Here is a 25,029-nt window from a genome sequence, read left to right on the forward strand (position 1 = left end):
CTGACAATACCTAAATAATTGAATACAAACCATGGTAAAATTCAGAAGTAAACTTCTGATTTTTCGTAGTAAGTTAGATTTAACCGTTATTATCAGAAGTTTGATATAAATTTTATGCTAAAAAAGTGATGAATAGAAAATTCATTTTGATAAACATCACAAGTGCTGAGGAATAATTACTGATGCTAGATGAATTGATAAAAATAGACATCAAAACCTTGCGTAGCTTTATGGCAATTGTAGAGTGTCAGGGCGTGACGGCCGCCCAGTCGCGCTTGAATGTGACAACCTCTGTCATTAGTGGTCATTTGACCCATTTAGAAGACCGCTTGGGTATGACGCTTTGTCATCGTGGACGCGCGGGTTTTAAGCTGACAGAAGATGGCGCAGCAGTATATGAAGCTTGCTTGAGTTTTACCGAAGCAGTTGCCAGCTTTCAACATCAGTTGCACTACATTCGTCAATTAGACTCCGTGCATGGCGGTCACATTCGATTGTGTCTCATTGATCAAATGCCGACGTTTTTTTATGATGCCTTGCGCCAATGCTTGGCTGCTAGTTATCGTGACAATCCCCTTATCCACTTTTCTATCGATGTGCAAAGTCCTGAAAGCATGCTAGAAAAGCTGCTAAGCAACGAGAGTGATATTGGTGTGGGATATTTTGGCAGTTTTCCACCGCTACTCACTTTTCAGCCAGCATTTATTGAAAAGCAGGTGGTTTGCTGTGGACGCGAGCATCGATTATTTTATGAATCAGAAGGGCTAACTTTTGAGGATTTGGAACAAAACTATCCATGGATAAAACGAGGCTATATTACCGATTTGAGTATCAATCATGTGCGCCCAAAAACTTTGAGTGCCACCACTTACCATATGGAGGCGACCGCGCAGCTGATTTTGGCAGGTCATCATGTTGGTTATCTGCCCAATGACTTAGCCAAACGTTATGAAGAGATGGGACTGATGAAAATACTACTGCCCACCGAGGCCAGTTATGAGGTCAAGCATCATTGGGCTTATCGAGAAAACTTGCACAAACAGGTCGCTGATTTTTTAAGTCAAATGATGCGTCTATTATCAAAAAGCTCGCCAAAGCTATAAATGACTAAGGCGTGGCCTAATACGAGCCAGTTTAAATTACGGCTCATCACAACGATAAATGGCTATAGTCGGTTCAATTTAAAAGTGGTACAAGGCAACCGAGTGTAGATGTATACTTAAGACCTCAAGCGAGGTTAACGCTGTAACGCTTTTAAATTGAACCGACTATATTGGTTGCTCCTGACGCTTTAAGCCAATGGTTCTTAGCTTGCCTTTATCATCCATTTCTTTGATGACCAATGACCACTTATCATTAATGGCGACGGTATCTCCTGAGACCAGTGCCGTACCTAGATTTCCTGTCACATATTCAGCGACCGTTTGTTCCCACATAGTTTTTGGGCTGTCAGAGTCAGACTGTAGGTTGTCTACCAGTGATTCAGATTGCATCATAGCCGTGAAGAAGGGTAAATCTCCAAGCTTGACGCTAGGTGATAGTAGCCAGTCGCCATAAAAATCATCGATGACTTTACGATCCAATGTCGTATCATTGAAAATTTTAGCGATTTTTCTGGCATGATCGCCGCGCATGGCGTACCAAACACTGTCACCAAATTTCAGCTTCGTGTCTTCGTCAACGACCACGATTCTCTGCCTACGTACCAGCGCAAACACACTAATCTCATCAGAGCTAATGCGTTTAGAGATATCCATCGGATGACGACCAATCGCAAATGCCCCTGATTGAACTTCGAATTCATACAAAGTAATACTTGCCTTATCCGACACCCAAACCTCATGCTCCTCTTTTGGATCATCATTGGTCGGAATCCGCACCTTAAACAAATTGGCCATGATAGGAATGGTTGTACCTTGCAAAATCAAGGACAAAACCACGACCCCAAAGGCAATATCAAACAGCATAAAGGCGTTATCTATCCCTGCCATAACAGGCAATATCGCAAGGGTAATAGGCACTGCCCCGCGCAAGCCAACCCAAGAGATAAAGCCTATCTCTCTGTCTTTGAATTTAAAAGGTTTAACGCTGGTATAGACGGCGATAGGACGGGCAACAAAGATCATAAAGAGCGCGATCGCAACTGAATAATGCCAGACATTGATGACGTTTGATGGGGTGACCAATAGTCCTAACACTACGAAAAGCACCGCTTGTGATAACCATGCAAAGCTGTCCATCACTCGCATCACATGCTCGGTGGAGCGTACCTTGTGATTGCCAATCATCACACCCGTGAGATAAACCGCTAAAAATCCACTACCGCCAATTAGATTGGTCGCGGCAAAGACGGACAAGCCAGCAGATAGTATCAAAATAGCATACATGCCTTCTGCTAAATGTATCTTGGGCAATAATCGGGATAGCAAATAACCGAATAGCAAGCCCATCCCTAGCCCAAAGCTCAACTGCTGGAACAGTAATATCAAAAAGCCAAATACTGTCTGTCCCGCTGGATCAACATTTAAAGCGATAAGACCCGTAACCAATAAAATAGCCAAGGGATCGTTGGCACCAGACTCTAATTCGAGCGTGGCTTGGACGCGATCATTGAGCTTGACACCGCCATTACGCAATAGTGAAAATACCGCTGCCGCATCGGTTGAGCCAACGATAGCTGCCATCAATAGCCCAAAGCGCCAATCGACATCGAGTAGCCAAGTCACGAAAACGCCCAGTATCATGACAGTAGCGAGGACACCCCAAGTAGCGAGTGTAACGGCAGGCTTAAGACCAACCCGAAACGATTTAAAAGAGGTGCGCAAACCACCATCTAACAAGATACAGGCTAAGGCTGCTTGCCCAACGAAATTGGCAATACCATATTGAGAAAACTCAATACCTAAAATACCCTGCTCACCTGCCAACATCCCTACCATCAAAAACAACAGCAATAATGGAACGCCCAAACGCGCGGATAACGTACTGGCCATGATACTGGCAAAAATTAACAATGCTCCTACGAGGTATAGGATATTTAAGGTATCCATCTTTTTTTAAGCCCTATTTTTATCAATGGTGATGAATTAAGTTGGTGCGAAAATATTACAATTTAATCTTTTACCTTTACCAGTAGACGCCACATCTGAATATTAAAAATATCATTAAGAATAACATCTACTATCATTTCTACAAAAACTATCTATAAAGATTTTTACTAATACTTGCTCTCATTTTAGTCATGATGATACAAGTGAGTTTGATGACATGCCCTCAGTCCTATAAATACAGTTGAAACTGTTTGGCATACTCTTTTCAATACTGACTAAGCCTGAATGTATTGCCAAGTAAGTACTAAAATTGCCGCCGCTATTGTCCAAGCAACGGTGCCCAATAAAAGTGCCTTATATAAGCTGACATAGCTGATGCTAAAAAACACTACAAAGGTATAAATAAGATGCGGGATGATGCCAAGCATACTAAATATCAATGCAACCCTTAAATCAGCAGGACTACGCTCAGTACCGACGATGAAGTGACTGATTAATGTAAAAGTAGGGAAAAGTGGCGCAAGTGCCGCCAAATAAAAAAATCGAGTTTGCGCAAATAATTGAATTGCCAGTACCATTAAAGCGCCAATAAGCATTTTTAACCAAATCACGACGGGATCATCTCCTGTTGAATGCTAAGGGCTGAACATAGCCCAATCCACCATGATACTAAAGTCTGCAAAGCGATATAAGAGGAACAACAGCTTAATTGACTTACATCATAAAAAGGCTCAAAAAAACCCCACCTAGCAATAGTGCTAAATGGGGCGATGACTGATAATTGTTAATGCTGTTTGCGAACTAATTAATCATTTTTTGGCTTCAGCGCGGCACTGATATCTGCAAGTAATGGCGGGATATCATGCTTGTCCGCGATCACCTCGATCATCACTAATTTATCCGTGGTAGCAGCGGCCTTGTCGAGGGCAGATTTTAGCTCACCTGCCGTTTCTACTTTGAGTATGAGACTGTTCTCTTTGTTGGCACCAAAGGCTTGTGGCATGATCTGCCAATCACATTTAGGAATATCGTTGTAGTATTGATTTTCGCCATGAATCGCACGCTCTACCGTATAGCCATCGTTGTTAATTAAGACGATGACTGGATTGATACGCTCCTGAATCATGACCGCCAGTTCTTGAATAGTCAACAATGCTGAGCCATCACCAATCAATAAAACACTGCGCTTGTCTGGCGATGCGATAGCGGCACCTAAGCTGGCTGGCAATGTGTAGCCAATCGACCCCCACATTGGTTGCCCATAAGAGGTAACCCCTTCTGGCAGACGCACATCACTGATACCAAAATAGGCCGTTCCTTGTTCTGAAAACACCAAATTATTATGATCTAAGCGCGCAGCAATGATATGCCACAGATCATCTTGGCGGATGGCTTCATCGTCTTTGCCATTTTGTTCATGAGGATTGACCGGCTCACAAAAAACTTTCGGTACGATGTTAATGCCTGAGGTCATCACTTCATGTAACGCTTGCAACGCATCTTTGAGTGCAATCGGTGCAAAATTCTTACCGCTAATGGCAGCACGCTCATAATGTAAGTCTACGACCACATCCTCATTGATATCTTGGCTGAATCCTGCGGTAGTCGTATCGGTATACTGCACCCCTACTTTGATCAGGCATTCACAGTTTTCTACCGCGTCTTTGACCACAGGACGCGAAGCAACACCTGCATAAGTTCCTGCCCAGCGATCGCTGTTTTCATCAAGCAGCGTTTTGCCCCAAGACAGCGTGGTATAAGGAATATCGGTATCAGCGATCAGTGCTTTGAGCTGATTTTGCAATCCTAAACGATGTACCATCAAATCTGCCATAAGCATCATGGTTTTGTTTGGCAAAAACTCCGTCAAGGCTTGTTTGAAATCTGCCAGTGCCGCTTGACTGGTGATATCTTCTTGGCTGTCGATCAGCTTGGTGGTTGGTGGATAGATAGGCTGACGCGCAACATCAGGCGATAGTAACAGATAGCCGGGGCGATGCTTTTTGAGCACCAGACGAATGACACGGTCAATCTCTGAGGCGGCGTTTTCTGGTGTAATTTGCGCCCGTGCCACTGTCACTGGCTCGACCATTTTAATAAAATGATTGAATACGCCATCACCAAGCGAGTGATGAATACGGCGCTTTGAGTCTTGTAGAGCGGTACTTGGTGCTCCCACGATATGCAATACAGGCGCGTACTCAGCAAAAGAGCCTGCCGTGGCATTAATAGCGGACAACTCGCCCACACCAAAAGTAGTTACCATCGCGGCAAACCCACGCTCGCGTGCATAACCATCAGCAGCATAACCGGCATTTAGCTCATTGGTATTACCCACCCAACGCAATTTATCAGAGGCAAGAATGTTATCCAAAAAAGTTAAATTAAAATCACCAGGGACACCAAATATCTCCGATGCACCCGCTTCTGCGATGCGATCAAACAAATAATCAGCGATGGTATATTGTTGACTCATTTTATATCCTTATGACTTATCATTATAAGTATTGACGATTGTTTATATAATTGAAGTAAATTATAAATCGTATTCCAGCCTATTTATTCAATGCAAAGCTTTTGGAATAGTTTTTATAAGAAACTGTTATAACATATCTATGCAGTTGGATGACATGCCTGTTTTACTAACTTTACTTTTTTTTAACGTAAGTGTTGACAGGTAAAAAAAACTGCGTATAATACGCCTTCATCAACTGACGATAGTTAATTGATAATTAGCGGGAATAGCTCAGTGGTAGAGCATAACCTTGCCAAGGTTGGGGTCGAGAGTTCGAATCTCTTTTCCCGCTCCAAATACTTAAAAAGCCTCACTTAACAGTGAGGCTTTTTTTTGTCTAATTTTTAAGGGCTACAGCGTTTTTATATCTTGTTGACCAATCAAACTAGGGCGTGTTGAACATTGAGAATAAAACGATGGCAAAAAAATAGCAAACGGTTAGTCTTTAAGTTCTCACACAAAAAAGACATCGTTTGCTATGCCTCGTACAATGCTCAAAGGACAAGACTAAGACCTATATTACTAGAACTTAATATCTATGACAAAGGGACTCTTAGACAAACAGTCGAAGGCGTATTATATCGTATGTGTGTTGGCTGTCCTTGGCGTGATCTGCCACCTTACTATTATTATAATCCTCTTGCCCTTCACTAGACCAAGAACCTAAGTTACGGTTGTTTTCCACAACCAACTGCACTTTTGGATAATGCTTATATTGCAATTTATTTTTTTCGAGTGTAGCGATTTGATAATCAATAACAGACTGTTTTAATAGGCTATTTTGACTACCCATAGCAGCAAGCCATAAGGTAAGATCTTCTTCGGCGACATCTGGTAGCGCCTGAATACTTGATGCATAAGTACTGGGTTCAATTTTAGCCCCGCTCAAGGTTGTAAGCTCTGCTTGTTTTGCTTGCATTTGCCATTTCAATGCGGATAGTTGCGCAGCAATGCGATCATGCTTGGCCTCGGCTTCACGTACATCAGTAATAGACACTGTCCCTACTTCGAAGCTTAACTGTGCTTGTTTTCTTTGCTCATTGACAGCAACTTGCTGACCTTCCAAAAGAACCATCTCAGACTGTGTGGCCAAAATATCTAAAAATAGTGAGACTATACGATTGGTCAGCTCATCGTACGTTTGGTCAATAGCAAAATCAGTTGACTTTGCACTCAGATTTGCTTGATCTATATTGATGTTCAAGATGGGATTGTATAGGTTTTGGGAGATACTAAATCCAACTTTTCCAGCATCATTGATGCGTTTATTGGAGACTCTGGTATCAGAAAAGCTACCAGACCCTCTACCATAAGATTTGTCAATATTGGCAGAAACAGAGGGTAACCACTCGCTTTTAGCGATATCTACTTCCGCTCCTGCCACTTCTTGTTCAGCTCTTTGCACTGCCAGCTCAGGGTTACGCTTAATCGCTGCTTGTTGTAGCTGTGATAGCGTGGGTGAAGATTGACCAACCGAAGCATATACTGGCGTGATAACACTGTAAGCCAATAGAGACAGTATTGCTCTTATATGTAACTTTCTAAAATTCATAAGTATTTGCACAGTGTTAATTAAGATCGGTATTTTAAAATATATCAACGTTTAGTGTCGTGATTAAACATTCATCGATCACTAAAATAAAAATAGTAGCTAACCGCTATCGAAAATCCAACGCTTTATTAGGCGGTGCGTTTACTATGGCATCCACATCTAGCGTCTCTAAATAAGTAATGAGCTTGTCAATTTCCTGCTCAAAAGTGGCTTGCGGATTCACCATCTCTTGAAATTTTATTTTATTGTAGTTTAGATTTCGTTCTGATAGTTCTTGCTCATTTCTTTCCCAAGACTCTTTTTTATTCAAGTATATAGCGGTTCTATGGTCAATATAAGCTTGGCGATAATATGGTACTAGCTCGTCATAGTTAGGCTGCTTGGTTAACTTTGCCATTACTAACAGCGTATCTGGTGCAGGAATATAGTTTACATATTGGCACTCATACCCTTGCTTATAAAGGCTTAGCTCTTTACTGTCTTTGTTGGTGACCAGCATCTCATATAACATCGGTAAGCTACCACACACCTTATAAAAATACAGAAACATATCTACGCAGCGATGTATTTCATTTTCATACTCTAGTAAGGTATAAACGATTGTCTCGTGTTCATCTTTATAGAAGGCTTTAGGTGTTGTACGTAATTTAAAGTTGACGAAGTCCCTTAGAGTACTGCTATCCTCATTGTCAGAACCCTGCGCTTTGTCCTTATTTATGGGATTAAAGTCATTGATAAAGATATATAGAAAATTAAGAAACTCAACTCTCACTATTCCTTCCTCTATCTTGTAAAGATGGTCTATCTCTGGAAACATAGCTAGTGTTAGCTGGATTCTACCGCAGTCCACAGCAAAAACGGTTGGCTCCGGTTTTTTTATCTTAGTAAGACCCGCTTCTTTTAGGCGGGTACGTACTATTTGGTTGATGAGTTTTTTTAGGGGAGCGCTGGTGCTGGGCAACGTGTCTCTGTTCTCGTTCTCTTGTTTGAGTGTGACAAGCTGTTGTGCCCATGCCGCTAAGGTCTCCTTAGCATAATCTATCCAGATCTCAGGAGTATTCTCGGTTAATACCGTACCATCAGGTAAAAACACCACTTCGATCTCTTGATGCAATACTACAAGGTTATGCACTTGCGCTGCTCTGATAATGACCGCAGAAAACTCAATGGCGAGCTCCTCAGGAGCATGATCAATGCTTAAGACAGGGTTAGTAAAGTCGACCATCCAGTCTGTCATGTCACTATACATGTTAAGGATTTCATCATCATAGTAGGCTTTGGCTTCTTTTATAAACTGCTCTACTGCTTTGGCAACTGCCATAAAGGCGGGATTATGCCTTTTTAGCGCATTGTGTGACACCTGCGTTTCCATGTCCTGCGCGTCACTATAGCTGGTCGGTTTGCCGTTCTTGGCATCCCATACGAATATTCCGTTAAAGCTCATGTGTTGTCCTTTATATGTTTATTTTACGTATCGTACTACTGGACAGCTTTGTTGTCTCAGAAAACAAACTCAAAGCTGCCGCATAGCGTCTTCAATGTTAAGCATTATCTTCGTTTTAAACGCGCCACTTCTTCTGTGCCTTTGACTCCATGTTCGTAAGCCAGTCGTCTATGGCATCGAAGCCATCAACACGTACAGGCTGAGCTGCGACAGTGATGTCTATTTTACCTGATCGCTCATTACATACTGGCGCACTGGAATGAGGAGAGGTTTGCTTGTTCCTAACGTTCAGTACTGGAGTAGCTACTTTATTATTGATATCAGCCTCGTTTTGTACGCTTGATGAGGACAGCGTATTTGTGACGTAAGCGTTATTAACAATAGCAGACTCCCCTTGTAGTACCACGACCTTGATATCATAGCTACTCATAGCTTCACTACCGTTATTGATTTCGCGGCTTTTCGCTATCAGAGTTAGCGACATGTCACCGCAGTAGCGTTCTGATGTCGAGAGTTCGAATCTCTTTTCCCGCTCCAAATATGGCTTGAAAAAGCACTAAAAGCCTCACTCCTTAAATAGGAAGTGAGGCTTTTTTTGTCCAATTTTTGGGGTTTATAGAAGATTTGATGACACGCCCTAATATTAAAAAATAATTAGACCTTACAGGCCACACTAGCAGCTTTTGCTTTTTCATAGACACTTTCGGCATCGAGTCCTAATGCGCTTACATCGTCTAAGTATTTTTGTGTTCCTTTTAGCAGAGGTCCTTTCCAATCTGGATCATTAAGTGGATCTGGAATATCAATGATCTCATCACCTCTATCTTTAGCAGCTTGCAAACCTAATAAATCAGTTCTATCCCACATCTCACCAACTTTCTTAGTAAGAGCCATACCTGAGTTATCATCAATGACCTTTTTTAAATCATCAGGCAAACTTTCATATTTATCTTTATTCATAGTCATCATCAGAGCAGAACTATAAAATGGGATATTGGTATGATATTTGGTTAACTCATCAAGCTTGAAAGTTGTGATCGCCTCCCATGGAAAGCTTAATCCATCAACCACACCGCGCTGTAGAGACGTATATATATCATTGGCAGGTAAACCCACAGGAGAGGCACCCATACTTTCTATAATATCACCTGCTACAGCAGATGGCCTGCGGATACGCATCCCTTTCATATCTTCGGGAGTTCGAATAAGCTTATCAGCACTATGTAATGTACCAGGGCCGGTAGCGAACATAAAAAGGAGATGTGAATCTTCATATTCGCTAGATATAGTGCCATTTTCATAAAGGGTTTGCAGCATACAACCTGTCTGTGTTGATGAATTAGACAAACCGGGAAGCTCTGCAATCTGGGTCAGTGGAAAGCGGCCACTAGTATAACCCTGTACTTGAGAACCGATGTCAATCGTTCCCTTTACTGTGGATTCATAAGCGGTATCTGCTTTACTGAGTGTTGCCGATGGATATACCTCAACCTTAAGACGACCATTAGAATCTTCTCCAATTTTTTTGGCCCATGGCTCAAAAATTTCTTTATTAACATCAGCAGTGGCGGGATAAAAATGGGAGAAACGTAGAACGGTAACTTCTTGATTTGAGGCAACTTCGCTACTGTTATCAGATTGGCCAGAACAACCAAAAAGGCTAATAGCTGCTAGTGCACCTATCGAAAAAAAAGGTGCTAATTTCATTATCAATTCCTTTTGATAGCGATTATTTTTTTGACATTTGATTGATATTAAGACTTAATTAATCTGCCTCAATAGACATAAACACTTTAAATTAAAACTGCTTAACATTCAAAACGCTACTTAAAATTAACAGCTAAAATGATAACAGTCAAATCATTTAACGACGATTATCTAGAAGTAATGATATAGCTGATACTACGTAAAATGGGTACACGACATTATGATGCGTGACTGGCAAAAAAATTATTCATGAATTCAAAGAAGAAACTTAGCTCACGATTGACCAACGAGCAGATAGGAATGAAGCGTAATTTAATATCATGATTAAAAGGCTTTAAGTCGATAAACCTTACTATAATAAGTTTACCAAGTTTACTGATAGACTTTTTTAATATAGATCATGACAGGTTGCGCAATATTTACATCGTTAGTATCATCTCAGTTTTGAAACGATTCAATTACAATTAGGAAAATATCATGGCAAAATTAGAATCAAACATCGAATTAGAAGCAGCGGCATTTCGTCGCTTACTAGCTCATTTAGACGAGCGTAAAGATGTACAAAATATCGAACTGATGAACCTTGCCGATTTTTGTCGTAACTGCTTATCCAAATGGTACAAAGCTGCTGGTGAGGAGCGTGGTATTGAAATCGAATACGAGGATGCACGCGAGCTTGTTTATGGTATGCCTTATGCTGAGTGGAAAGAGAAGCATCAACAGAAAGCAACGCCAGAGCAGTTAGCACGTTTTAACGAGATTGAAGCGGCTAAGAAAAAATCGGATTAAAACTAACAGTGATAGCTCAAATAAAATAAGCCACCACTAGGGCGTGTCCTAAATAATTATATCAAAAAACCCAACATTGCCGCTAGATTAGCGGCTTTCTATAGATTTGAGTATGCTACTAAACCCTATGGTTCCTTGTTTCTGCATTTGACGGTCAAATAGGCGACCGATTAATGGCAACGGTACAGTCAATCGACCCTCAGATACCCAAGTCACGTGTGTGGTGCCATCGCCCAAGTCTTTTAAATCAATGATGCCTTTATCATGTCGCATTTTGATAGGTTGAGATTTTTCGATTTGGTATTGCATATGAGTAGGACGCTCAAACGCTGTAATTCGCTCCCAAAACTTAACAGGTCCCGTTTGAATGCTACGTAAAGCCCCAACGCCATTGCGCTCCTCGTCACCCTCATTCACCAACTTAGCTACACCTACTGCTTTAAATGAGCCATAACTGGCATGGTCACTCAGCGCTTCAAACACCTCATCAATCGGTTTTTTGACAATGCGTTCTACTTTTATTTTAAACATAATATTATCCTGTTAAGATCAAAGTTGAAATTATTTAGCTTACTGACATTTAAAACATGAATAAAGCAGTCGCACGTCAAAAACTTATGATCGCGAAACTACTACCGCTTAGACCCTCGGCCTTTTGAAGGACGCCTGCCATTGGTAGCAGGTTTGCCATTGCCTCCAGACTTACCCTTACCCCCTGACGGCTTACCACGACCAGCAGGACGCCCATCCCTACCTTTAGAACCCGCTGGTTTTCTAGCATCATCCTTGGAGTATTTTTTATTTCCCTTTGCCGCCCCCGCTGGTTTTGAAGACGACTTTGCTTTTGACGAGTCATCAGTACGAGGGGTTTTTCGTGGTGCATTATGAGATTTTTTAGCCGGTTTACTGTCTTGCGAAGAAGAGTCTTCTACAGACTTAAGCAAAACAGACAACTCTTTTGGGGTTAAGTCTCGCCAGTCTCCAACGGGCGTACCCTTAAGACTTACATTCATAATCCGCGTACGCTCAAGCTTGACGACTTCATAGCCAAAATGCTCACACATACGGCGAATTTGACGGTTTAGACCTTGAACTAGTGTGATGTTAAACACGTTGGGCGCTACTTTGGTCACTGGACATTTTTTCGTCATCTTACCAAGCATCGGCACACCGCCCGCCAAACCCTCAATAACACTATCGGTTAAAGGCTTATTGACCGTGACCAGATACTCTTTTTCATGGTTATTACCAGCACGTAGCACCTTGTTGACCAAATCGCCATTATTGGTCAAAAATATTAATCCTTGGGAATCTTTGTCTAGACGTCCAATGGGGAAAATACGTAAACTGTGTCTCACAAAGTCGACAATGTTATTTTTCTCGGAGCTTTCTGTGGTGCTCACAATGCCCACTGGCTTATTTAAGACAATAAACACAAAATCATCTGCCTCTCGTGGCTCAATAAGCTGCCCGTTAACTTTCACCGCATCTCCAGCAACCACTTGCGCGCCTACTTGAGCACGCTTGCCATTGACGTACACATTACCTTGCTCAATAAAGCGGTCAGCGTCGCGCCTAGAGCAAATGCCACTTTCACTGATGTATTTATTTAAACGAGTCGAGGAAGCGTTAAACATAAAGCACCGTTTTACCTGATAAGAAGCCTTTTTGCTAAGAAAAAAGCCTAAATTGAATGGATCGTTAACAACGAAATAGCTCACATTATATAGGAAATTCAATGTCCCTTTGAGGAGAGATGGGTAAGAACCTATAAACATATCCAGAATCGTATAAATCGAAGCGGTTGACTCAATAAAGCCAACGTTAGCACACCGTTACTCAATAATCATTAAGCCATGATATTATTGGCGTATGATATACACGATAAATTTGAGCATCTTATCTATACTATATTTAATCATTACTATTGAGCTTCGTTATGCCCCAATCTCGTACCAATCTAAACCCTGAACCCAAAACCAACTCGCCTTATTTAGTCGGTGTGCTGTTACGTTACAGCACTTTTGCCGCTGCTGTCTTGCTGTTTTTAGCAGGGCTATTATTGATGAATTGGTGGCTGATTATTCTTGGCGGGTTTGGGGTATGTTTGGGGATTTATGACGTTATACAGTCAAAGCATGCCATCTTGAGAAACTATCCAGTGGCTGGGCATATCCGCTACGTACTTGAAGACTTCCGTCCTGAGATTCGTCAGTATTTGTTAGAAAACGATAAAGAACAAGTACCGTTTTCACGCCAGCAGCGCGCCTTGGTTTATCAACGTGCCAAGAACGTTAGTGATACCAATGCTTTTGGCACACTAGACAATCTCTACACCCATGGTAAAGAATGGTTTTTACAATCCGCCATTAGCCAGCCTTTAGAAAACCAAGATTTTCGCATTATGGTGGGCGGTGAGCGTTGTCAGCAGCCGCATGATATGTCGGTATTTAATATCTCGGCGATGAGTTTCGGTAGTCTGTCAGCAAACGCTATCATGGCGCTTAATCAAGGCGCAAAAATAGGCGGTTTTACCCATGACACGGGTGAAGGTGCCATCAGTCCTTATCATCGCAAGTTCGGTGGTGATTTGATTTGGGAGCTAGGTACGGGTTACTTTGGTTGCCGCGATGAAAACGGTGATTTTAGTCCGCAATCCTTTGCCGAAAAAGCCGTTGATCCACAAGTGAAAATGATTGAGATTAAGCTATCTCAAGGCGCAAAGCCTGGTAAAGGTGGCGTCTTACCATCCAGCAAAATCACTCAAGAAATCGCTGATACACGTCAAGTGCCGATGGGGCAAGACTGCGTTTCACCCTCTTCGCATACGGCATTTAGCACACCGCGTGAGCTAGTCGCCTTTTGGCAGCAGCTGCGTGAATTATCTGGTGGCAAGCCAGTTGGCTTTAAGCTATGTATTGGTCAGCCTTGGCAGTTTATGGCCATCGTCAAAGCCATGATAGAGACGGACAATTATCCTGATTTTATCGTTATCGATGGCGCAGAAGGTGGTACGGGTGCCGCCCCTGTCGAGTTTATGGACAATGTTGGCATGCCAATGGTCGAAGGGTTTTTATTGGTACACAATACCTTGGTCGGTGCAGGCATTCGCGATAAAATCAAACTTGGCGTGAGCGGTAAAATCGTCTCTGGCTTCGATATTGCCCGTATGATTGCGTTGGGCGCAGACTGGTGTAATTCAGCGCGCGGCTTTATGTTTGCCGTTGGCTGTATTCAATCACGCTCGTGTCATACCAACACTTGCCCGACTGGCGTTGCCACCCAAGACCCGTATCGTCAAAAGGCATTGGATGTGCCGAGCAAAGCTGAGCGTGTTGCAAGCTTCCATAAAAACACCCTAAAATCGCTTGCCAGTATCGTGGGTGCAGTTGGCTTGCAACACCCAAGCCAATTACAACCTTATCATATTGCTCGCCGCCTCGATGACGGGCAGATAAAGCTATTATCGAAGTTCTTTTATTTCACTGATAGAGGTGCCCTGCTCAATAGTAGCGCCCGCGCGGACGTGTTCAATCAGATGTGGGTAATGGCGAACCCTGATAGCTTCTTAGCCAATGATGATGCCCTCATTGCTTATAATAAAGACTCACGAGATAAAGGTAGAGAAACCATCACATCAGCGGAACAGAGTCTTGGGAACTTTGCGAGTATCAGTGGCGGTGGGCAGTTAATCGGCAACGTCAACAATACTTTTCGCGAATTTCCACCTAGCAATGACTGAAAATAGTATTGAAAAATAGTGATGAGTATTTCACTATCCGTGAGCGTTTCTATTTTACTCTTTATCAAAAAGACAGATGATTGATGCCAAGTTCCGTTTTCACCTTACCACACACTCTACTGACAGCAGCGCTTATTACGTTAAGCGTCAGTGCTTGCCAACCCATCACCAAACAAGATTCTGAAAGTAATACAGGAATTTGGTCGTGCCAGACGCAAAATTCACCGTTTACTTACAGCGTCTGTCGTGTCGATGCTGATGCATTAAATAGCGAACACTCTTCTCTACAGCTGTTTTGGCAGCCCTCCGATAGCAGTCAGCCGCTACTGACCTTTGACAATTTATTAGCGACTTTACCAGCCAACCAAACACTCACCTTTGCCATGAATGCGGGCATGTATAACGAAAATTATGCACCGATTGGCTATACTGTCATCGACGGTAAAGAGATTCGTGCGTTAAATACCAAAGAAGGTGGCGGCAATTTTCATTTACTGCCCAATGGTGTGCTGTGGTGGGATAAAGCTGGTAAAGTACAAATCACTGAAAGCAATGCCTTAAATGAGCAGCTTAAAAATGATGAGGCAGAACCTAGGTATGCCACTCAATCAGGTCCTATGCTGGTCATCAATAACGAGATACACCCGCAATTTAATCCTGATAGCACCTCACTCAAGATTCGTAATGGCGCAGGGGTTTGTGATGACGGCAGCATACAGTTTGTTAATAGCGATGAACCAGTCACGTTTTATCAATTTGCATCGTTGTTTAAGGATGACTTAAGCTGTGCAAACGCGCTATTTTTAGATGGCGGGATTGCGTCAGCATTATATGCGCCCAGCATTGATAAGCACGATAAAAAAGAGATGGGTGTGATGATTGGATTGGTTGAAAGTAAAGATTAATATGCCTTTATATTTCAAAGTTAATATCTAATCAACTGCCTGCCTTTATATAGTTATGTCAATATAAAAGAGATACAGCATGACTGGTACAAATTTTTCGTAGCCTCTACTGGCGTAGGCACAGCAAGCGAGAGAAACTTGTACCAGCCCTGCAGCATAGTGTCCTGTATGCATTTTATTTAGTATCGACTATAATGTGTCGCATAAAAAGCACTTGAGACGACTTTGTCATCCAAGTGCTTTTTTTATTACTAGCAACAGTCAACAGCTAAAAACTAGCCGCCCAGACTCATCTTGGGACCAAACGGTTCGTAATGGACACTATCGACACCGTGATCTAACGTCACTAACCCATCGATCATACTTTCCATAAATGGCATCGAGCCACAGACATAAATATCAGCAGGCTCAGGCAAGGTAGCAAGCCATGCCTCATCTAATAGTTGTCCCGACTCAAAATAGAAGACATGCTTTTCTACAGTCTCAGCCTTTTCTAATAGCTTATTTACTTCGGTATTAAAAGCATGATGCGCTTCATTTTGGCAAGCATAAACCCAGATGATAGGACGTTTTGGATTGCCTAATACTTGTGCCTCCAACATAGATAGCACAGGGGTCACGCCAACACCAGCACTCATCAATACTAGAGGAATCTCATTCTGCTGTACCAAATCTTGCTTGAGCGCAAAGTCGCCCGCTGGTGCCGATAATAGAACCGTGTCACCCACTTCTAATTGGTCGTGCATATAGTTAGAGACCAAACCATGATGCTCGTTACGGTTGTCACGTCTGACTGCAAACTGAATGCCTGCATCGGTACTAGCGGAATACAAAGAGTAATGACGCAGGGCAACATGGTCACTGTCTTTTGGGTCTGTTTTCACCGTGATGTACTGACCCGCGGTTAAAGTCAATTTGCTCAGGTCAATATCTTGATTGCTGTCGGCGTTATCATTGACTGGCACAACTGTAAAAGCAGCAATATCCGTAGCGGCTGCTATCTTTTTAGTCACTACAAAAGGCGCAAAATCCTGCCACATCGCCTCTTCATACATGCCATGTTCAATCTGAATAAATACTGAGGCAATCTCATCATAAGCTTCTGTCCAAGCATCGATGATATCGTCATTGGCAGCCTCGCCCAGCACTTCCTTGATTGCACCGATTAAATGCTTACCAACGATAGGATAATGCTCGGGCAAAATTTGTAAAGCACGATGCTTGTGGCTGATTTGCGTGACTTGTGGCAATAACGTTGCCAATTTATCCAAGTGCTTAGCAGCGGCTAATACGGTCGTCGCCAGAGCCGTCTGTTGACGGCCCAATTTTTGATTGGTTTCGTTAAATATGTCCAACAGCTCGGGATGCTCTTCAAACATGTTTTTATAAAATACCGTGGTGATTGCCGTTCCATGCTCTTCAAGGACGGGAACAGTTGCGGTGACGATTTCTAACGTTTTTGGTGAGGCCATGTTATTTCTCTTAATAAATGATGGTATTGATCAGTTTAAAAATGGAAGATAGAGATTTTAAAATAAAGGACTTAAATAAGTGTCGCCAACAAAATTTAAAATTCTGTCGTCAAGCTTTGTTAAAGCCATCAACCTATCTATAACATTCATTTTAAATGAATGTTATCATATTTTACTGAGTATACCAATGCCGCATTGCTATAAAGCTGATTTATTAGCCAAAAAAGCAGCCGTTATGCTGTCATAACGGCTGCTTTTATCAAAAAAATATGGGAATCAACAGGTTTTACAAGTTGGTGAAAACGCCAAAATCACCGCGCTAAATAATTGGTCATCTCTTCTACGCCATGTAACGTCATCGGATACATCTTATGATCCACTAATTTTTTGATCTCAACGATGGTTTGGGTATATTGCCAATAAGAAGGCGCTTCAGGATTCAGCCACGCCACTTTATCAAAATGATCAAGTACTCGCTTGAGCCAAACAATACCCGCCTCATTGTTCATATACTCTACGCTACCGCCTACTGTCATCAGCTCATATGGCGACATTGATGCATCACCGACGAAGATAACGCGATACTCGCGACCGTATTTGTTGAGCAGCTCATACGTTGGCATCGGCGCACTGTGGCGACGATCATTATCCTTCCAGACATAGTCATACAGACAGTTATGAAAGTAAAAAAACTCTAAGGTTTTAAATTCATTTCTAGCCGCCGAAAACAGCTTTTCCAGAGCTTCGACATGAATATCCATACTGCCGCCAACATCAAACAGCATCAATACTTTGACGCGATTGCGACGCTCCGCTTGCATATGGATATCGAGCACGCCTTTTTTGGCGGTGCGTTTGATAGTCTCATGAATGTCTAGCTCATCCGCGCTACCAGTACGAGCAAACTGGCGCAAGTTTCGTAGTGCCATCTGAATCTGACGGGTGCCAAGCTGACTGTCGTCATCGAGATTGCGATATTTACGCTGCTCCCAGACTTTAGCCGCGCTACGCTTACGTGACTCACCGCCGACACGCACCCCTTCTGGATGGTCGCCATAGGCACCAAATGGTGACGTACCGCCAGTGCCGACCCATTTACTGCCGCCTTGATGACGCTCTTTTTGCTCCTTGAGACGCTCTTCCAAGGCTTTCATCAGCTCCTCTAACGAGCCATATTTTTTCAGCAATCGGCGCTGCTCTTCGGTCAGATTCTTTGGATCGAGCTTTAAATCTAACCACTCTTTAGGCACGTCTGTGAGCTTAGACAATAGCTCATCCATATCCAGACTGTCGACACCCTCGAAATAATCTGCCATTGCCCGATCAAACTTATCAAAATGGCGCTCGTCTTTGACCATGCACAATCGAATCAACCGATACATATCTTCGCGACTGGCAAAGGTAGTCAATGCTGGATCTTCAGGATGCGGGTGCATCATCAGCCCTTTATCTAGCGCAGCATTTAGATCAAGCAGCTCGCGCGTACTGACTGGCACACCGTAAGTACGTAAGGTATAGAACAATTTGATAAACATAAGAGTCGCATCGCTTATTGGCTGATATGGTGACGAATGAAGCCGTTTTATTAACTTCAATCATGAGCTTTAATCATGACAAATAGTCTGTTGCTTAACGACGCATCATATTAGCAAAGCGTTGCAACAAGCTCACATCGGCTTCATTTTTGAGCAGCGCACCATACAACGGCGGAATAGATTTTTCACCGCGTAAGTTTTCTTCCAGCTCTGCTTGTGCCATATCATCAGCCAATAATAGTGTTAACCAATCAACCAACTCAGACGTTGATGGCGGCTTTTTAAGCCCTTGAACATTACGCAGTTTATAAAAAATATCGAGCGCATCATTGACCAGCTTTTCTTGAATCTCAGGAAAATGCACGTCGATGATTTGACGCATGGTCTCTTCTTCTGGGAAGTCAATATAATGGAAGAAACAACGACGCAAGAAGGCATCGGGCAGCTCTTTTTCATTGTTCGAGGTGATGATAACCACTGGACGCTGTGCCGCGGTAATGGTCTCACCTGTCTCATAGACATAAAAAGACATTTTGTCCAGCTCATGTAGCAAGTCATTTGGGAACTCGATATCGGCTTTATCAATTTCATCAATCAATAGCACACTACGCTCTTTACTGGTAAACGCATCCCATAGCTTACCGGGCTTGATATAGTTGCCAATCTCATACACCTTGTCATCACCCAGTTGCGAGTCACGTAAGCGTGATACGGCATCGTACTCGTACAGACCTTGCTCAGCCTTGGTGGTTGATTTGATATGCCACGTAATCAGCGGCATACCCAAACTCTCAGCCACTTCTTCTGCCAATAACGTCTTACCAGTACCCGGCTCACCTTTAATCAGGAGCGGCTTTTGTAACGTCATCGCTGCGTTAACCGCCAGCTGCAAATCGTCAGTGGCTATATAGTTTTGCGTACCGGTAAAGCTTTTCTTCGTTTTATCAGTCGTGGTCATAATCAAGTCTCAGTTATTGTTATAGATTAAGGCTATCAAGAGCTTAAAAGCAATCGATGGCAAATAAATAATCATTTAGATTAGCACAGCATGATTGATTGCCAAAATACTCATGCGTTCGCAATTGCTAATAAACAATATATATAGGAAGCGCCTTTTAACTATTTATTCTCTCAATCATAAAACGTTTTTTCATAAAAAAAGACACGCATGGTGTCTTTTTTTTATTCATAATATCTTTTATCTATTAACAGTGTCTCTTATTCATAATATCTTTTATCTATTAACAGTGTCTCTTATTCATAACGGCTTTGATTTTATTTACCATAAGCCTAAAGCAAAGACCCAGTCGCCTCTAGCAAAATTTTGATATCAGTTTTCTGATGTCACTTTACCGCTTATCAAGCTTTTCAGCATTGGGTTGCTTAGCTAAGCTGCTGTCTTTTTTTAAGCTAATATCTGCTTTAGCATTAGCCGCTAAAGGCGTTTTATTAGACTGCTCAGCGACAGTAGGCGGATCCATCAAAGTCGCGTTTTCTGTCAAATAACTGCCCGTCGTCAGCTGCATGGTTGCTTGCGTATCTTCTGCGGTACGACTGCGCGCTTTGTCTAGACTTGACTCAAACGCACCGCGAATAAGCTGCCAAACAAAGCCAATAAACAAGCCTGATACCAAGACAACCAATATCGGTAACATGTTGGTAATCGCGCCAGCTGTGTCTTTCATCATAATCGCATAGACTACAGAAATACTGGCCGGTGCAATCACACTTGGGTCGCTAAGGGCAGTGCCAGGTGCCAACAACACGGCAAACAACATCATCCAACTCATACCACCCAACGGTCGCGGCAGCATACGAGCGACCAACAACCACAATACCAACACAATAACGACACCACCGAGATACGCATACATTGGTAAGTCTGCGGGTGGCACGTCTTTTACCAGCTGTCCCCACCAAATAGCAATCTCACCGAGAATATCGCTAATGGCTTCCAGCGGTAAGCTGTTTATAATACCTTTTAACCAGTCCATGCGTGTGTAGTTACCTGCGTTTATAAATTGTGCGTCGCGTTGTTGCGCTTAATGATAAATATAGTCAAGTAATTTTAGAATCGCTACAAGGCGACCGACCGCAAATAGTACACTGAGTACATCTAGGACAGGTAACACCGTAGCGGTTTAAAAATGCTCTGACTATAGTATATGCTGTTTTATTCACGAGAATATCGTATACGTTATCGAAAGAAGCCTTGGAGACAAAACTACTCACCTTGCCATTCATCACTCATTGATAGCCTGCTAGTTTATCATGACTTTCTATCAAAATGCATGAGCGCAAATGTGTCGTAAACTTTTTCTTAGTGGCTTTTATTCAACATATCAAAGAGATAGCTATCAAGAAAATTTTTCAAAGAAACGTATCAATCGTAAATGTTGTCTTGTGCCTCGCGCGCACGTAATTCCGCTTGGCGGCGCATAACGTCTTGCGGTGGCATTTGTACAAAATACCCTTGCGACTGTAATTTTGCGAGTACCTCTTCTTTATCGACACGTGCAAGCGTTGGCGTGGTTGCCAAATCCAGATGCATCACAAATTTACTGCGACCTAAGCTTGCGCGGAAGTCTTTTGGTAGCACACCCAGCCAGTCCTTAATCTCGTCAGTGTCATCAGGATAATCAGGGCGGGCAATATAGACATACATGCCGTCATGTTTAGAAAATTTATAAATATCACAATGCATAAAAACCACCTGTCAGAAACTATAGGCGTAGGTTAGCATAATTTAGCCAAATTTCAGTAGTTGCTTTACGTTTTGATATAAGCAACCGCTCTAAGACTGAGACGATAAAATAGCAATAAAGGTACTCGGTTTATCGCGGATGTGCCTGATTATCCTCACAAACAGGCACTTTTGCCGAAATTATCCATTTTAATGGCGTTGATGACTTGTAAAAGCGCCCTGAACCTTTCATAATAAAAGCGTTTTTCAGGAGAGAGTTTGTGAGCATAGTTATACTATAATATATGGTTATAACATAAAAAATATCGTATCAAACCGCATTGGTCATACGACGTATATAATTGCTACACGACCACCGAAGGCGCATCCACCCTGCCAATCGCTCAGGTAAAAGGACTGAAAAACGCATGTCACGACTGTTTCGCTGTCTACCGTCAATCGCGTAGCACATCCGAACATAGGGCATAACAAATCTGGAGAGCGGTAAAGACGGACGACGTCTTACCCACCGAAGGGGAGAAAATGCGACATCATTTGATTTGATTTTTTGAAGCTTATGCTTTAGAAACTAACAGTGATGGTTCGTGTTGAAAATCTCAGGTTACAGGACAGATAGGGCTTTTGCTTAAACTGACGTTCAGCGTCTGTTTGGCTGGCGGCTTTATCTTTTTTTTCTGTGCTACCCTTGGCTGCAATGCTTGCATCCTGCAACGTTGCTTCTCGCTACTATGATACTGCGCATCGCTCATTACTCTACCGAGTATGACTAATGTACACATAAGGATTTGTTATGACCGACTCTCAAAACACCAATACCTCAGCCCCTAAACGCACGCCCCTTTACCAGTCTCACGTTGATAGTGAAGGCAAGTTAGTGGATTTTTCTGGTTGGGAATTGCCGATTCATTATGGTTCACAAATCGAAGAGCACGAAGCGGTACGTACTGACGCTGGTATGTTTGATGTCTCACATATGGTTGTCGCAGATATTAAAGGCGCTGACACTAAGGCATGGTTACAAAAACTGCTCGCTAATGATGTCAATAAACTCAAGACTGCTGGCAAAGCGCTGTATTCTGGCATGCTAAACGAGCAAGGCAGCGTTATCGATGATTTGATCGTTTATCTTATGAATGCAGATGAAACCGAATATCGTATCGTCTCAAACGCCGCCACTCGCGATAAAGATATGGCGCAGTTCAATAAAGTCGCAGAAGGCTTTGACATCACCATCACTGAGCGTCCAGAGCTTGCTATGTTGGCAGTTCAAGGGCCACATGCGGTCGAAAAACTGGCACAAGCCAAACCAAGCTGGGCAGAAACGTTAGCCGAACTCAAACCTTTCGTCGGTGCTGACTTGACTGATATCGAAGGCGCTGATTGGTTCGTCGCTCGTACTGGTTACACTGGTGAGGACGGTGTCGAAGTGATTATGCATGGTGATGATGCACCAGCGTTCTTTGAGCTATTAAAAGCCAACGGTGTAAAACCAGCGGGTCTTGGCGCTCGTGATACCTTGCGTATGGAAGCGGGCATGAACCTCTATGGTCACGATATGGACGAAACCATTAGCCCTTACGAATGTAATATGGGCTGGACGCTCGCGCTAAAAGATGAGCGCGACTTCGTTGGTCGTGCAGCGTTGGTTAGCAAACGCCAGCAGTCAAAAGACGACAATACAGCCATGAAGCAAGTGGGTCTCCTATTGACAACGCGCGGTGTGTTACGTGAAGGCATGACGGTCACCATCAATCAAGGCTCAGACAATGAGCAGACTGGCATTATCACCAGTGGTACATTCTCCCCTAGTCTAAAAAACTCGATTGCGATTGCCCGTGTTCCTGCCAGCGTATCAGACGATGATAACGTACAGGTCGATCTACGCGGCAAAGGCAAGTTCGTTGATGTACGCGTTCTCAAGTTACCGTTTGTCCGTAATGGCAAGCAGCAGTTTGACTCATAGGCATTATAAACTCTATTATTAGCTTTCACTTTTTTTGTTAACCATCCTCTATCACTTAGGAGAGAGACCATGAGTAATATCCCAGCAGAACTAAAATACATTGCCAGCCACGAATGGCTACGTCTAGAAGACGACGGTACAATCACTGTCGGTATCACAGACCATGCTCAAGACTTGCTTGGTGACGTGGTGTTTGTTGAACTGCCTGACGTGGGTGACATCATCGCTGTTGATGACGAAATCTCAGTCGTTGAGTCGGTAAAAGCTGCCTCTGACGTTTATGCCCCGATCTCAGGTGAAGTGGTTGAGATTAACGAAGCGCTAGAAGAAGATCCAGAAATCATCAACTCTGACCCATATGGCGAAGGTTGGTTCTTTAGAATGAAGCCTGACAACATCGCTGACTACGAAGCACTAATGACGGCTGATGAGTACGAAAACGATCTATAGTCCAAGCTTTCTTTTGTAATCAATATTTAGCTTATATTCGATAGTCATTTATATTCGATAGTCATTTATATTCGATAGTCATTTATATTCGATAGTCATTTATATTCGATAGTCACTTATATTCGATAGTCACTTATATTCGATAGTCACTTATATTCGATAGTCATATGACGTGAAAACATGACAGATACTGGTGCTAACTGGTATCTGTACGCTTTATTTTAGACGCACTTATCATTTCAAAATATTCAGCAATTGTGCTAAATACGCATACTGCCATGAAAGATCGTTACTCAATGTTATTACCCCATACGCTCGTTAATGTATTTGCCTTATCTATTTCACTTGGTCTATAAAAAATCTGCCATCGGTAATAAGCAAATTAATCACTTAATCCCCAGCATGGATCCTAATATGACTTCCAACTCTGATAACAACGACAACATTGCCACACCCGAACACACACCGCAGTTGCAAGCGTTCCGTGAGGTGGTCGAGTCACGTCGTTCAGTCCGTCGTTTTACTGACACGCCGATACCTGACGATGTGTTAGCAGATTGTCTGCGTTTGGCCATGCTAGCGCCGAACTCAAGCAATCTACAGCCGTGGGAATTTTATGTGATTGACAATGCTGATAAACGCAAACGTACCGTCAAAAACTGCATGAATCAAAACGCAGCAAAAACAGCAGCGCGCTTGATCGCAGTTGTCGCCCGTACTGACATTTGGCACGACCACGCTCAGCAGATCTTACGTGAGTATCCTGAGACACCAGTACCGAAGAAAGTTAAAGACTACTATACCAAAGTCGTTGCCATGGACTTTTTACGTGGACCTGCCAACGTAGTATCAGCGGCTAAATGGAGCGCAACTCAAGTCGTCAGACGGGTAAAAGGGCCTATTAAATCGCCTTACTATACTTTTGAAGACACCAAAAACTGGGCGACCAACAATACCGCACTTGCTGCCGAAAACCTCATGTTGGCACTACGCGCGCACGGCTTTGATAGCTGTCCGATGGGCGGCTTCGATGAGCCTGCCATGAAGCGCTTGTTAGGCTTAAGCAATGATCAGCACATTATCATGATGATTGGTGCTGGCGAGCGTGCTGACAATGGCATTTACAACAGCCAGTTCCGCTTTGATCAAAAGCAATTTGTACATTACGTTTAATGCATCGCCATATTACTCTATTTAAATA

General features: G+C 42.8%; 20 protein-coding genes, 1 tRNA gene, 2 pseudogenes and 2 riboswitches. Of the genes and pseudogenes, 9 read left to right on the plus strand and 14 right to left on the minus strand.

Annotated features, from left to right (window positions below; all coding sequences use genetic code 11):
* Positions 1-182 precede the first annotated feature (182 nt).
* On the plus strand, positions 183-1,103 hold the full coding sequence (locus IOD06_RS06265) for a LysR family transcriptional regulator (protein ID WP_010199705.1): 921 nt from the start codon (positions 183-185) through the stop codon (positions 1,101-1,103).
* A gap of 165 nt (positions 1,104-1,268) precedes the next feature.
* On the opposite strand, the gene IOD06_RS06270 is transcribed toward IOD06_RS06265, so the two are convergent.
* From IOD06_RS06270 to IOD06_RS06280, 3 genes are all read right to left on the minus strand, one after another.
* On the minus strand, positions 1,269-3,050 hold the full coding sequence (locus tag IOD06_RS06270; protein WP_194619989.1) for a potassium/proton antiporter: 1,782 nt from the start codon (positions 3,048-3,050) through the stop codon (positions 1,269-1,271).
* Positions 3,051-3,325: 275 nt separating this feature from the next.
* Positions 3,326-3,661: a GlpM family protein gene (locus IOD06_RS06275; protein ID WP_320157425.1), complete on the minus strand. Its 336-nt coding sequence runs from the start codon at positions 3,659-3,661 to the stop codon at positions 3,326-3,328.
* 194 nt (positions 3,662-3,855) lie between these two features.
* Positions 3,856-5,526, minus strand: coding sequence for an alpha-keto acid decarboxylase family protein (locus tag IOD06_RS06280; RefSeq protein WP_194619991.1), 1,671 nt, complete (start codon positions 5,524-5,526; stop codon positions 3,856-3,858).
* Positions 5,527-5,785: 259 nt separating this feature from the next.
* Between IOD06_RS06280 and IOD06_RS06285 the strand changes: the two genes are divergently transcribed.
* Together IOD06_RS06285 and IOD06_RS06290 are read left to right on the plus strand one after the other, a co-directional pair.
* Positions 5,786-5,860 (plus strand) — tRNA-Gly (locus IOD06_RS06285).
* A gap of 183 nt (positions 5,861-6,043) precedes the next feature.
* Positions 6,044-6,192, plus strand: a pseudogene (locus tag IOD06_RS06290) (IS5/IS1182 family transposase); the annotation flags it as partial.
* A gap of 265 nt (positions 6,193-6,457) precedes the next feature.
* On the opposite strand, the pseudogene IOD06_RS06295 reads toward IOD06_RS06290, so the two are convergent.
* The 4 genes and pseudogenes from IOD06_RS06295 to IOD06_RS06310 form a co-directional block, all read right to left on the minus strand.
* Positions 6,458-7,117, minus strand: a pseudogene (locus tag IOD06_RS06295) (TolC family protein); the annotation flags it as partial.
* A gap of 106 nt (positions 7,118-7,223) precedes the next feature.
* Complete coding sequence (locus tag IOD06_RS06300) at positions 7,224-8,561, minus strand: hypothetical protein (RefSeq protein ID WP_194619995.1); 1,338 nt, start codon at positions 8,559-8,561, stop codon at positions 7,224-7,226.
* Between the two features lie 115 nt (positions 8,562-8,676).
* Entirely contained in the window at positions 8,677-9,045 is a 369-nt protein-coding gene (locus IOD06_RS06305; RefSeq protein WP_194619997.1) for a hypothetical protein, read from the minus strand.
* 170 nt (positions 9,046-9,215) lie between these two features.
* Positions 9,216-10,268, minus strand: coding sequence for a TRAP transporter substrate-binding protein (locus IOD06_RS06310; protein ID WP_194619999.1), 1,053 nt, complete (start codon positions 10,266-10,268; stop codon positions 9,216-9,218).
* Positions 10,269-10,745: 477 nt separating this feature from the next.
* On the opposite strand from IOD06_RS06310, the gene IOD06_RS06315 reads away from it, so the two are divergent.
* Complete coding sequence (locus IOD06_RS06315) at positions 10,746-11,057, plus strand: DUF1244 domain-containing protein (protein WP_194620001.1); 312 nt, start codon at positions 10,746-10,748, stop codon at positions 11,055-11,057.
* An 87-nt stretch (positions 11,058-11,144) separates the two neighbouring features.
* Here the strand turns inward: IOD06_RS06315 and IOD06_RS06320 are convergent, their stop codons facing one another.
* Positions 11,145-11,588 carry an SRPBCC family protein gene (locus IOD06_RS06320; RefSeq protein WP_194620003.1) on the minus strand — a complete coding sequence of 148 codons (444 nt, stop codon included), beginning with the start codon at positions 11,586-11,588 and terminating at the stop codon, positions 11,145-11,147.
* Positions 11,589-11,689: 101 nt separating this feature from the next.
* Positions 11,690-12,694 carry a 23S rRNA pseudouridine(2604) synthase RluF gene (rluF, locus tag IOD06_RS06325; RefSeq protein WP_194620005.1) on the minus strand — a complete coding sequence of 335 codons (1,005 nt, stop codon included), beginning with the start codon at positions 12,692-12,694 and terminating at the stop codon, positions 11,690-11,692.
* A gap of 302 nt (positions 12,695-12,996) precedes the next feature.
* Between rluF and IOD06_RS06330 the strand changes: the two genes are divergently transcribed.
* Together IOD06_RS06330 and IOD06_RS06335 are read left to right on the plus strand one after the other, a co-directional pair.
* Positions 12,997-14,799, plus strand: a complete 1,803-nt coding sequence (locus IOD06_RS06330) for an FMN-binding glutamate synthase family protein (protein ID WP_194620007.1) — start codon at positions 12,997-12,999, stop codon at positions 14,797-14,799.
* An 83-nt stretch (positions 14,800-14,882) separates the two neighbouring features.
* Positions 14,883-15,704: a phosphodiester glycosidase family protein gene (locus IOD06_RS06335; RefSeq protein WP_194620009.1), complete on the plus strand. Its 822-nt coding sequence runs from the start codon at positions 14,883-14,885 to the stop codon at positions 15,702-15,704.
* A gap of 275 nt (positions 15,705-15,979) precedes the next feature.
* Here IOD06_RS06335 and IOD06_RS06340 read toward each other — a convergent pair whose 3' ends face one another.
* From IOD06_RS06340 to IOD06_RS06360, 5 genes are all read right to left on the minus strand, one after another.
* Complete coding sequence (locus IOD06_RS06340; protein WP_194620011.1) at positions 15,980-17,176, minus strand: globin domain-containing protein; 1,197 nt, start codon at positions 17,174-17,176, stop codon at positions 15,980-15,982.
* A gap of 311 nt (positions 17,177-17,487) precedes the next feature.
* The gene (locus IOD06_RS06345) at positions 17,488-18,711 is read right to left on the minus strand and encodes a VWA domain-containing protein (protein ID WP_194620013.1); all 1,224 of its coding nucleotides are present in this window, start codon (positions 18,709-18,711) and stop codon (positions 17,488-17,490) included.
* A gap of 94 nt (positions 18,712-18,805) precedes the next feature.
* Positions 18,806-19,669: a MoxR family ATPase gene (locus tag IOD06_RS06350; protein WP_010199670.1), complete on the minus strand. Its 864-nt coding sequence runs from the start codon at positions 19,667-19,669 to the stop codon at positions 18,806-18,808.
* Between the two features lie 391 nt (positions 19,670-20,060).
* On the minus strand, positions 20,061-20,705 hold the full coding sequence (locus tag IOD06_RS06355; RefSeq protein ID WP_194620015.1) for a hypothetical protein: 645 nt from the start codon (positions 20,703-20,705) through the stop codon (positions 20,061-20,063).
* 389 nt (positions 20,706-21,094) lie between these two features.
* Entirely contained in the window at positions 21,095-21,415 is a 321-nt protein-coding gene (locus IOD06_RS06360; protein ID WP_010199666.1) for a YcgL domain-containing protein, read from the minus strand.
* A gap of 237 nt (positions 21,416-21,652) precedes the next feature.
* Positions 21,653-21,824: riboswitch (glycine riboswitch) on the plus strand.
* A gap of 54 nt (positions 21,825-21,878) precedes the next feature.
* Positions 21,879-22,037: riboswitch (glycine riboswitch) on the plus strand.
* A 168-nt stretch (positions 22,038-22,205) separates the two neighbouring features.
* Between IOD06_RS06360 and gcvT the strand changes: the two genes are divergently transcribed.
* The 3 genes from gcvT (at position 22,206) to IOD06_RS06375 (ending at position 25,001) form a co-directional block, all read left to right on the plus strand.
* Positions 22,206-23,378, plus strand: coding sequence for a glycine cleavage system aminomethyltransferase GcvT (gene gcvT, locus IOD06_RS06365; protein ID WP_194620017.1), 1,173 nt, complete (start codon positions 22,206-22,208; stop codon positions 23,376-23,378).
* 69 nt (positions 23,379-23,447) lie between these two features.
* On the plus strand, positions 23,448-23,828 hold the full coding sequence (gene gcvH, locus IOD06_RS06370; protein WP_010199661.1) for a glycine cleavage system protein GcvH: 381 nt from the start codon (positions 23,448-23,450) through the stop codon (positions 23,826-23,828).
* Between the two features lie 414 nt (positions 23,829-24,242).
* The gene (locus tag IOD06_RS06375; protein ID WP_189584601.1) at positions 24,243-25,001 is read left to right on the plus strand and encodes a nitroreductase family protein; all 759 of its coding nucleotides are present in this window, start codon (positions 24,243-24,245) and stop codon (positions 24,999-25,001) included.
* Positions 25,002-25,029: the final 28 nt, after the last annotated feature.

Source organism: Psychrobacter sp. N25K4-3-2 (assembly GCF_015351755.1).
Lineage (GTDB): Bacteria > Pseudomonadota > Gammaproteobacteria > Pseudomonadales > Moraxellaceae > Psychrobacter > Psychrobacter glaciei.